An 11,033-nucleotide genomic window follows, 5' to 3' on the forward strand; every position below is an offset into this window, starting at 1 on the left:
ACGGATCAAAAAAGATCAGCATAAGATCTGATCTTTTGTTTATTTTTAGCGTCGAGTTGCGGGTGCTGTGCTCGAACTTTTGATATTGTAGCGTTTTTTGAAATAGTAGCGAAGGACAAGGGCCAATGCTCCCAATACGATAGCAAGGACATCTGGAATGGTTGGGTTGAGGAATTTTGGAAGTAGAGAGGTGAGGGATAGAACGATCACCCAAAGGAACATGACTCCAACAAGAATCGGCATGGATTTCCAAAGAGAAGGGCGTTCGCTGCGATCTTTGGTGCCGTCCATATACTGATAGAAGAAGTAGTACATGAGGTACAAGAGCAGAGCCCCTGTCAAACTACCGAGGATCAAAGTGATCAAGCCATAAGCAGAACGGTGCGGTGCAATTAGGTTCATAAAGGCGCTGATTGCAGCAAAGACACCAAAGATAAAGAGGAAGGAATCCAAAATCATCAAGGAAGGAGCATCGTTCAAAGCAGGATGCTCTTTTTCATAGCGTTCTTTCTCGCTGAAGGAATTAGCCCATACGGTTGGAGCTCCAAAAAGAGTCCGTGCCGGAATCCCTTTTCCTTGATTTTCTTGGATGGCTGGAAGGATTTCCTGGATGAGGCTTTCTGCTTCTTCTTCCGTTTTCCCATTTTCAAGCAATTGGTGTTTAGCAATACGGATAAATTCTTGATTTTTCTTACTAAGTTGGTGAAGGTCTGTGTGAGACATAGTTACTCCTTTGATAGACAAGTTTGGTTAGAACCATTTTTTATGGATCAAGTAGACGACGAGGGAGCCGGTCATGGCGAAGGCAATAAAGATGATGAGCCAGAAGGCATTTGGTTCTCCATTGAGCGGTAATTCATTGTCCTTGAAGTTCATCCCGTAGGCTGAGAAAATCATGGTTGGAATGGACATGACAATGGTTACCATGGCCAGGGTTTTCATAATGTTGTTCTGGTTGTTGGAGATGATCGATGCGAAGGTATCAGTCATGGAGTGGAGGATATTTCCATAAATATCTGCCATCTCAATAGCCTGCTGGGTTTCGATCAAGGTGTCTTCCAATAGATCCTCGTCTTCTAGGTATTTCTTGATGTTGCTGGTGGCGCTGGTCAATTTTTTGATCACGCGCTCATTGGTTTTCAGTGAGGCCTTAAAGTAGACGATGGTTTTTTCTAACTCCATCAACTCAATCAGCTCTTCATTACGTGTTGATTTGTGCAATTGGCTTTCAATCTGTTCACTCTTTCGATCCAGGGTACGAAGCGCAGACAAGTAAAGTTCAGCGTTACGATAGAGGATCTGAAAGATAAAGCGCGACCGCATAAAGGTATAGAAATTGCGCAAACGCCGGTGGATAAAGATGTCGAGAAGTGGCAATTTCTCCAAGCAAGTCGTGATAATAGCCTCTTCTGTCAGGATAATTCCAAGTGGAATGGTCACGTAATAGGTCTGGTTGTTGCGCTCTTCCTTGATGGGGACGTCAACGATGATCAAGGTATAGTCGTCCTCAATGGTCATACGGGACATTTCTTCCGCATCGAGCGGTGCCCGTAAGTCTGCAATATCAATATTAAAGGCAGAAGCGATTTCCATTGATTCGCTTTGAGAAGGATTAACAAGGTTGATCCAGGTACCAGGTTCTAGTGTCTCTACTTCTTTAAATTCAGTCGTTGTCGATAAAAAGACCTGTTTCATGGTACCCTCCCTTTTTTTTGTTACACCTTAACATTATATCAGAAAAAGGACGGTTTTGGATAAAAGAATACTAAAAAATTTGTTATAATGGAGGTTAACAAAAAGGTGATTAGAGTAAGAATATGCAAGATAAAATTGTCATTCATGGGGCCCGTGCCCATAATTTAAAAAATATAGATGTGGAAATTCCACGGGATAAATTAGTCGTGGTGACCGGTTTGTCTGGATCTGGAAAGTCCAGTCTGGCCTTTGATACCCTCTATGCTGAAGGTCAGCGTCGCTACGTGGAGAGCTTATCAGCCTATGCCCGTCAGTTTTTGGGAAATATGGAAAAACCAGATGTGGATTCGATTGACGGATTGAGTCCAGCCATTTCCATTGACCAAAAAACCACCAGTAAAAATCCGCGTTCCACTGTGGGGACAGCAACTGAGATCAATGACTACCTGCGTCTGCTCTATGCGCGTGTCGGTACGCCTTATTGTATCAACGGGCATGGAGCGATTACCGCTTCTTCAGTTGAGCAAATTGTCGATCAAGTTTTGGAATTACCAGAGCGCCAGCGCCTGCAAATTTTAGCTCCCATTATCCGCAAGAAAAAAGGCCAGCACAAGAATATCATTGAAAAGGTGCAAAAAGACGGCTATGTTCGGGTCCGGGTAGACGGTGAGATCTATGATGTAACAGAGGTTCCAGAACTGTCTAAAAGCAAACAGCACACGATTGAAGTGGTGGTGGACCGGATCGTACTCAAAGAGGGCATTCGCTCGCGCCTCTTTGATTCGATTGAGGCAGCTCTTCGGATTGCGGATGGCTATGTGGTCATTGATACCATGGATGGCAAGGAACTGCTCTTTTCGGAGCATTATGCTTGTCCAGTCTGTGGCTTTACCGTCCCTGAATTAGAACCCCGTCTCTTTTCTTTCAATGCGCCTTTCGGCTCCTGCCCAGACTGTGATGGGTTAGGCATTAAGCTGGAGGTGGACTTGGACTTGGTGGTACCAGATGATCGCTTAACCCTTCGTGAAGGAGCTCTTGCCCCTTGGAATCCGATCTCTTCCAACTACTATCCACAAATGTTGGAGCAGGCCATGATTCATTTTGGCATTGATATGGATACGCCTTTTTCAGATCTGACTCAAGAAGAAAAGGACTTGGTTCTCTATGGTTCAAACGGGAAAGAATTCCACTTCCACTATGAAAATGAGTTTGGTGGGGTTCGGGATATTGAGATTCCTTTTGAAGGGGTCGTAAACAACATTCACCGTCGTTTCCGTGAGACCAATAGTGACTTCACCCGCAACCAAATGCGCTCTTATATGAACGAATTGACCTGTGCGACTTGCCATGGCTACCGTCTCAATGACCAGGCTCTCTCTGTTCGTGTCGGTGGAGAAAAAGGAATGCATATCGGGGAGGTGTCCGATCTATCGATTGCGGACCACTTAAAAGCCGTGGGCCAGCTGGTTTTAACGGACAATGAAGCCACGATCGCAAGACCGATCCTAAAAGAGATCAAAGATCGTTTGACCTTCTTAAACAATGTAGGTCTTAATTACTTGACCTTGTCACGCTCAGCTGGGACCTTGTCAGGTGGAGAAAGCCAACGGATTCGCTTGGCAACCCAGATCGGTTCCAATCTCTCTGGTGTCCTTTATATCTTGGATGAGCCGTCAATCGGCCTCCATCAAAGGGACAATGACCGCCTGATTGCCAGTCTTAAAAAGATGCGTGATTTAGGCAATACCTTGATCGTCGTCGAACACGACGAAGATACCATGAGAGAAGCAGACTACCTGATCGACGTCGGCCCAGGTGCCGGTGTCTTTGGTGGAGAGATCGTTGCCGCGGGAACTCCAAAGCAGGTGGCTCGTAATAGTAAATCCATCACCGGCCAGTATTTGTCCGGCAAGCGCAAGATTCCGGTCCCAACAGAGCGCCGTTCAGGAAATGGTCGTTCTATTGAAATTACAGGGGCCAGTGAGAACAACTTACAAGATATTACAGCACGTTTTCCTCTGGGCAAATTCATCGCAGTCACTGGTGTTTCCGGTTCTGGAAAATCGACCTTGATCAATGGGATCTTGAAGAAAGCCATCGCTCAAAAGCTCAACCGCAATTCGGAAAAACCAGGGAAATACAAGACCATTCAGGGGATTGAGCACATCGATCGCTTGATTGACATTGATCAAAGCCCGATTGGTCGGACTCCTCGTTCCAATCCTGCAACTTATACAGGCGTCTTCGATGATATTCGTGATCTCTTTGCACAGACCAATGAAGCCAAAATTCGGGGCTATAAAAAAGGCCGCTTTAGCTTCAATGTCAAGGGTGGCCGTTGTGAAGCCTGCTCTGGTGACGGTATTATCAAGATTGAGATGCACTTCTTGCCCGATGTATTTGTACCTTGTGAGGTCTGCCATGGACGTCGCTACAATAGTGAGACCCTCGAAGTCCACTACAAGGAAAAAAATATCGCAGAAGTACTGGATATGACGGTCAATAAGGCAGTCGAATTCTTCAAGCACATTCCGAAAATTGAACGCAAACTCAAGACCATCCAAGATGTGGGCTTGGGCTATGTAACGTTGGGTCAACCAGCGACCACCCTTTCAGGTGGGGAAGCACAGCGGATGAAGTTGGCTTCTGAATTGCACAAGCGCTCTACAGGTAAATCCTTCTATATCTTGGATGAACCAACGACAGGACTTCATAGCGAAGACATTTCTCGCTTGATTCAAGTCTTAGAGCGGTTTGTGGATGATGGAAATACCGTCCTTGTAATCGAGCACAATTTGGATGTCATTAAGACGGCAGACCACATCATCGATTTGGGACCTGAAGGCGGTGTCGGTGGTGGAACTATTATTGCAACCGGAACACCTGAAGAAGTCGCAGCAAATCCTGTTAGCTATACAGGACAATATTTGAAAGGAAAATTACAATGAATCAACGGATCGACAATTTACGAAACAAAATGAAGGCCAAAAACCTTAAAGCGGTACTGATTAACAATTTGAAAAATGTCTATTATTTGACCCATTTCTGGGGTTCAAACGGGACGGCTTTGGTGACAGAAGAACGCGTGATCCTCTTTACGGATTCGCGCTACACCATTCATGCCCATGCGACTTGTTTCCCCTTTGTGGAGATCGTAGAAACCCGTGATGAGCTGACTGCAGCTGCAGAGATCGTGAAAGATCTAGGAATCAAAGAACTTGGTTTTGAGGACGAAGTGACGGTGGCCTACCATGCCCGTATGGCTTCTGTTTTCAGTGGCATCAACCTTCAATCCCTAACGAACTTTGTGATGGAATTGCGCTTGATCAAGGATGAAACAGAGATTGCGGCCATTAAAAAAGCTTGTAGTATCTCTGACCAAGCCTTCCGTGATATTTTGGACTATATCAAGGTGGGACAAACGACAGAATTGCAAGCAGCAACTTTCCTCGATTTTAGAATGCGGGAGTTGGGAGCATCAGGTGTATCTTTTGATATCATCTCCGCAGCTGGTGAACGTTCTGCTATGCCACACGCAACTCCAAGTGATCGGGTGATTTCAGCAGGAGATGCCTTGACCCTCGATTTTGGTTGCTTGTATGATCACTATGTCAGCGATATGACACGGACTATCTATGCTGGACATGTCAGCGACAAGGAAAGAGAAATTTACGAAACAGTTTTGAAAGCCAATCAAGCCTTGATTGCTGCGGCTAAAGATGGACTTGGCTTCCGTGATTTTGATAAAATCCCACGTGATGTGATCGAAGCAGCCGGCTATGGCCAATACTTTACTCATGGAATCGGTCACGGAATTGGGCTTGATATTCATGAAGAACCCTACTTTAGCCAAATGTCTAAAGAAGCCATTCAAGCAGGGATGGTCTTGACAGATGAACCAGGGATTTACATTGAAGGTCTCTCTGGTGTGCGCATCGAAGATGACCTCTTGATCACAGAAACAGGCTGTGAAGTCTTGACCCTTGCTCCTAAAGAATTGATTGTCCTATAAAATAGACAGTATTTTCTTAACCCTTGTGTAACGAACAAAGATAAGAAATGAGGCCTATGAAAAAACGAATTTTAGTATTGGGAATTCTTCTATCAGCTCTCTTATTTGTATGCGTTCCTTCCGCCCATGCTGGTGTTGGAAATACAGATAGCGGTGGTAGTAGCTTGATTGATTCAGGTGGAGGGGGCAGTAGTTGGTCTGGTGGAGGCAGTAGCTGGTCGGACAACGATAGCAGCTGGTCTGGTCGTAGTAGCTGGTCAAGTGATTCAAGTAGTTATAGCTCGTCAGATTCAGTTTCGTCATCTGGGTTTTTGACTGGTCTTACCATCATGATTGTTTTGCTTGCCTTCGTGTTTAATGCCATTAAACAAAATGGTGGCCTTTCAAATGACTCAGAGGATTCAAGTAGTGGCAGTGGTCCAAAACGGACAACCGAGGAACGTGCTGGTCGACCAATTGAAAACAACTATGAAGCCATTCGCCGTATCCGAAAATTGGACCCAATGTTTGATGAAGATCGCTTCTTGTCACAAGTCAAGCTGGTTTACCTTCAATTACAATCTGCTTGGACAGAAAAAGATTGGAATTCCGTGCGGAGCTTAGAAAGTACTAGTCTTTATGAGCAACACTTGACTCAGTTGCAGGAGCATATTCGAGCAAAAACGACCAATGTTCTAGAGCGCGTGCGTGTTGAAAATTCTAAAATCAAAGACTTTATCGAAAATCCAGAAGGCAATGACCGCATCGAAGTTATTTTGTCTTCAACCATGAGAGATTACATCCGAGACGATGAATCGGGTCGTGTGATCGAAGGGGATCCGACCAAAGATCTCTTTACAGTATACCGTATGGTCTTTCTCCGTGAACACGGGGCTCAGACAGAGATCATTAAGAATTCGGAAGTCTTAAGTGATCACTGTCCGAACTGTGGTGCGCCACTGACCATCGATACGATCGACAAGTGTGAATATTGCCAAGCGTCCTTGAAACACAATCCAAAGGATTGGGTCTTGGATGTTTATGAAGTTGTGGATGAAATTGAATTCTACAGATAGGAGAATATATGGGATTTATTAAAGCAGCCCTTTCAGCGGGCATTTCAAGTTTTCAAGATAGTAAATTTAAGGAAGCTATTACCTTGCCAGAAGCTGTTCCGGCAACAGCTTTGGCCATCAAGGGACAACTGTTGACCAAAGATCCGGACGGACGCTCACGCCAGAGCAACCAAAATACTGGTCTGTTGACAGATGGTTCTGTCGTCATTGTCCCTCAAGGCTATGTCGCTCTTTTAGTCAACAATGGAACCTTTTTGGGAGACCTTCTAGAAGCAGGAAGCCACGAATGGCAAGCTGGTGAGAATGCCTGGCTGTTTGAAAAAGGCGGAGTGAAAGGGACTTGGGACCAGTTCAAGAATCGTTTCTCATTTGGTGGGCAAGTGGTGACCCAACAAGAAATTGTTTTTGTACGGATGCAACCTTTTACAGGAAATAAATTTGGAACTCAAAACCCAGTCGAGTACTTTAGCGACCGTTACCAACAGCTTCTGAGCATTCGCTTTTATGGCCTCTATGATGTCAAAATAGCAGATCCGGTTCTTTTCTATGTCAGTGCAGTCAGTCGCCAAATTACGGCAGATAAACCGTTTACCTTGGAAGATGTAGCTCAGGGAACCTTGCGCCAAAACCTCGCTCCAAAAATTGCCGTCGCCCTTTCAAAATATACGGCTGAAAATAAGGCGGATATTTACAATATCAATGCAGATCAAGACGTTTTCAATGAAGTCGCAAAACGCGAAGTCAACAAAACGTGGTCAGAACTATATGGTATTGAATTAACCAATGTCCTGATCGAAGATCTGAGCTATGATGCTGATAGTATGGCCAAGGTCAATAAACTGGACAGTGAATTGGCAGCGATGAAGTACAATACCATTGAAATTGAAGAGCGTCGCGCCCGCAATGAGGCCTTGGTGGCAGCTGCCAAAAATGAAGGTGGCAATGGCATGAACATGATCATGGGGATGAATCTGGGTCAAGCTCTGGGAAATGATCTGCAACAACAAGCAGCACCAGCTCAAGACAAGCCCAAAACCTTCTACATTGAGGTGGATGGCAAATATGTCCATGTGACTAAGGATGCGGATGGTAATATTGTCCCTGTTGACGAATAGAAGGGAACTAGGCTCAGAGATGTAGAGGTTCCAATCGCTAGTCTCTGCACTCTTTCCTTCCTAAAAAGAAAAGATTGCTGTTTGAGAAAAATCAAATAGTGTGTTACAATAAAGAGTAATCTATTTTTAAAAAAGAGGTAATAAAACATGATCGAAGCAAGTAAATTAAGAGCTGGTATGACGTTTGTCACAGCAGATGGAAAATTGATTCGCGTTTTGGAAGCAAGTCACCACAAACCAGGTAAAGGAAATACTATCATGCGGATGAAATTACGTGATGTCCGTACTGGTTCTACATTTGACACAAGCTACCGTCCAGAAGAAAAATTTGAACAAGCGATTCTTGAGACTGTCCCAGCCCAATACTTGTACCAAATGGACGACACAGCCTACTTCATGAACACAGAAACTTATGACCAATACGAAATCCCTGTAGTCAATGTTGAAAATGAATTGCTTTACATTCTTGAAAATTCAGAAGTGAAAATTCAATTCTACGGAAGTGAAGTGATTGGGGTAACTGTACCAACTACTGTTGAATTGACAGTCACAGAAACTCAACCATCGATCAAAGGTGCTACAGTGACTGGTTCTGGAAAACCAGCAACAATGGAAACAGGACTTGTTGTAAACGTTCCAGACTTCATCGAAGCAGGACAAAAACTCGTTATCAACACTGCAGAAGGAACTTACGTTTCTCGTGCGTAAGAGACCTCTCAGGGTGTCAAATAGAAAGGAACTTCTATGGCAACTGAACAATTTGGTGACATTGTTATTGCACCACGTGTATTAGAAAAAATTATTGCGATTGCAACGGCAAAAGTAGAGGGAGTTTACTCTCTTGAAAATAAGAGCGTGTCAGATAGCCTTTCAAAACGCTCACTTGGTCGTGGCGTCTACCTTCATACAGAAGAAGACGGTCAGGTCTCAGTGGATATTTATCTCTACCTTGAATACGGAGTGGCTGTACCATCTGTAGCAGTAGCGATCCAAAAGGCTGTGAAATCTGCTGTGTATGATATGGCAGATGTCACCTTGGATGCGGTCAACATTCATGTCGTAGGGATTGCAACAGAAAAATCTCCAAAACCAGACTTGAAAGACTTGTTTAATGAGGACTTCCTCAATGACTGATGAAATTTTATTGGAATCACGTCGAGATTTACGCGAGCGTGCCTTCCAAGCCTTGATGGCCTTGGAGTACGATGGAGACATTGTCGAAGCTTGTCGCTTTGCTTATCTGCATGATAAGGACGTGGCAGAAGATGCAACAGTTGATCTTCCGGCCTTTCTCTTGAATATCGTGACCGGCGTTTATCAGTCAAAAGACCAATTAGACCAACAAATCGGTCAACATTTGAAGACTGGTTGGACAGTAGAACGCTTGACCTTGGTGGAGAAAAATATTCTGCGCCTTGGCATTTATGAAATGACAGAGTTTGACACTCCACAGATTGTCGCTGTGAATGAGGCGGTTGAATTGGCTAAGGCCTTTTCAGATGAGACTTCATCACGTTTTGTCAATGGTGTTCTCAGTCAATTTGTGACAGAAGCATAGTATAAAAGAGCCCGCGGGCTCTTTTTTGATTGAAGGAAATCTCTATTTTGGACCTAATTTTTAATGTTTTTACACTTGAGCAATCAATCTCCACAGTTGAAAAACACCTCTTTTTAGTAGAGTCGTGTACATCCTGTTTGTACTCTCTAAAACAAATAGAGAGTGGGACAAGGAACGATTTTTAGTCAACATTCGTTCTGTCCCACTCCCTCTTTTCTTATTAATACAATTTCAGATCACGAGGATCTACTGGGAAAGTTGGATTGTATGGATTGTGACGAAGTTTGAAGTGTTTTACATCTTCAATCGTCTGAGTTCCAGATAGTTGCATCACGGTCTTCAATTCTGCATTCAAGTGTTCAAAGACTTGGCGTACACCAACGCTACCACCTAGAGCTAAGCCATAAATAACGGGGCGTCCAATAGCTACCAAGTCTGCTCCTGAAGCCAAGGCTTTAAAGACATGTTGCCCACGACGAATACCAGAGTCAAAGACAATCGGTACACGTTTGTCAACTGCTTCAGCAACTTCTTGAAGTGAGTCAAAGGCAGCTGGGCCACCATCGATTTGACGTCCACCGTGGTTGGTTACCCAGATACCAGATGCACCTGCAGCAAGAGAACGTTCAACATCTTCACGGCATTGAGGACCTTTAACGTAAACGGGTAGGCCTGAGTATTCAGCGATGAATTCTACATCTCGTGGAGACAGGCGTTGTTTAGCTGATTTGTAGACAAAGTCCATTGACTTACCAGCACCTTCAGGTAGGTATTCTTCTACGATTGGCATTCCAACTGGGAAGACAAAACCATTACGTTTATCAACCTCACGATTCCCCCCAACAGTTGCATCTGCCGTTAAGACGATCGCTTTATAGCCTTCTGCCTTCACGCGATCCATAATGTGGCGGTTAATCCCATCATCTTTACTAAAGTAGAACTGGAACCAATGAGGAGTCCCTTGAAGGGCTTGCGTAATTTCTGGAAGATCAACTGTAGAGTAGGAGCTTGTAGTATAGAGGGAACCAAACTCATGTACCCCACGTGCAGTAGCCACTTCCCCTTGTTCATTGGCTAATTTATGAGCTGCAACTGGAGCCATAATGATGGGTGAAGATAGTTTTTCACCTGCAAATTCAATTTCTGTAATTGGATTTTCCACATCACAAAGCGTATGAGGGACAATCAGCTTATGGTTAAAAGCTCGAATATTTTCACGCAATGTAAAGGTATCTTCTGCTCCGCTAGCGATATAGCCAAAAGCAGCTTTTGGAATGACTTGTTGCGCCATAGGCTCCAAATCATAAGTGTTAATAAAATCTACAGGTCCTTCTGCATTGCTTGTTTTATATGACATAAAATGTCCTCCTTCATAAGTAAGCGGTTACTCTTTTCTTACCCACCTATCTTAACTTATTTGCAAACGATTTTCAAAAAATTTGTCTGTCATTTTCAATCTAAACATAGATTATGAAATAAAAGAATGACTTATGTTCCAAAAGAAAGTGCAGGTTAACACTGATCCATTACACAAAATAGAGAGTGGGACAGAAATCGGTCATTCGTTAGAATTCGATTTCGTCGTCCCACCTCCGCAC

General features: G+C 44.0%; 10 protein-coding genes. 7 read left to right on the forward strand and 3 right to left on the reverse strand.

Annotated elements, in window-relative coordinates; translation table 11 throughout:
* Nucleotides 1-45: 45 nt before the first annotated feature.
* Together BTU61_RS04210 and BTU61_RS04215 are read right to left on the reverse strand one after the other, a co-directional pair.
* Nucleotides 46-723 (reverse strand): DUF1129 domain-containing protein, encoded by a 678-nt coding sequence (locus BTU61_RS04210; protein WP_187540061.1) that lies wholly within the window; start codon nt 721-723, stop codon nt 46-48.
* 27 nt (nt 724-750) lie between these two features.
* The gene (locus BTU61_RS04215; RefSeq protein ID WP_187540063.1) at nt 751-1,695 is read right to left on the reverse strand and encodes a magnesium transporter CorA family protein; all 945 of its coding nucleotides are present in this window, start codon (nt 1,693-1,695) and stop codon (nt 751-753) included.
* A 122-nt stretch (nt 1,696-1,817) separates the two neighbouring features.
* Between BTU61_RS04215 and uvrA the strand changes: the two genes are divergently transcribed.
* The 7 genes from uvrA (at nt 1,818) to nusB (ending at nt 9,435) form a co-directional block, all read left to right on the forward strand.
* Nucleotides 1,818-4,643 carry an excinuclease ABC subunit UvrA gene (uvrA, locus tag BTU61_RS04220; protein ID WP_200772457.1) on the forward strand — a complete coding sequence of 942 codons (2,826 nt, stop codon included), beginning with the start codon at nt 1,818-1,820 and terminating at the stop codon, nt 4,641-4,643.
* Nucleotides 4,640-5,707 carry a M24 family metallopeptidase gene (locus BTU61_RS04225; protein ID WP_200772458.1) on the forward strand — a complete coding sequence of 356 codons (1,068 nt, stop codon included), beginning with the start codon at nt 4,640-4,642 and terminating at the stop codon, nt 5,705-5,707. The genes uvrA and BTU61_RS04225 overlap by 4 nt, the downstream gene beginning before the upstream one ends.
* Nucleotides 5,708-5,763: 56 nt before the next feature.
* Entirely contained in the window at nt 5,764-6,762 is a 999-nt protein-coding gene (locus tag BTU61_RS04230) for a TIM44-like domain-containing protein (RefSeq protein WP_200772459.1), read from the forward strand.
* An 8-nt stretch (nt 6,763-6,770) separates the two neighbouring features.
* Complete coding sequence (locus tag BTU61_RS04235) at nt 6,771-7,877, forward strand: SPFH domain-containing protein (protein ID WP_200772460.1); 1,107 nt, start codon at nt 6,771-6,773, stop codon at nt 7,875-7,877.
* A gap of 147 nt (nt 7,878-8,024) precedes the next feature.
* Nucleotides 8,025-8,585 carry an elongation factor P gene (gene efp, locus BTU61_RS04240; RefSeq protein ID WP_187540072.1) on the forward strand — a complete coding sequence of 187 codons (561 nt, stop codon included), beginning with the start codon at nt 8,025-8,027 and terminating at the stop codon, nt 8,583-8,585.
* Between the two features lie 36 nt (nt 8,586-8,621).
* A complete protein-coding gene (locus BTU61_RS04245) occupies nt 8,622-9,011 on the forward strand; it encodes an Asp23/Gls24 family envelope stress response protein (RefSeq protein WP_003005404.1) in 390 nt (129 codons plus the stop codon).
* On the forward strand, nt 9,004-9,435 hold the full coding sequence (nusB, locus tag BTU61_RS04250) for a transcription antitermination factor NusB (protein WP_200772461.1): 432 nt from the start codon (nt 9,004-9,006) through the stop codon (nt 9,433-9,435). Before BTU61_RS04245 ends, nusB begins: the two co-directional genes overlap by 8 nt.
* 220 nt (nt 9,436-9,655) lie before the next feature.
* Here nusB and lctO read toward each other — a convergent pair whose 3' ends face one another.
* Nucleotides 9,656-10,792, reverse strand: coding sequence for an L-lactate oxidase (gene lctO / locus BTU61_RS04255; RefSeq protein ID WP_200772462.1), 1,137 nt, complete (start codon nt 10,790-10,792; stop codon nt 9,656-9,658).
* Nucleotides 10,793-11,033 lie beyond the last annotated feature (241 nt).

This window comes from Streptococcus lactarius (assembly GCF_016642265.1).
In the GTDB taxonomy this organism is placed as follows: Bacteria; Bacillota; Bacilli; order Lactobacillales; family Streptococcaceae; genus Streptococcus; species Streptococcus lactarius.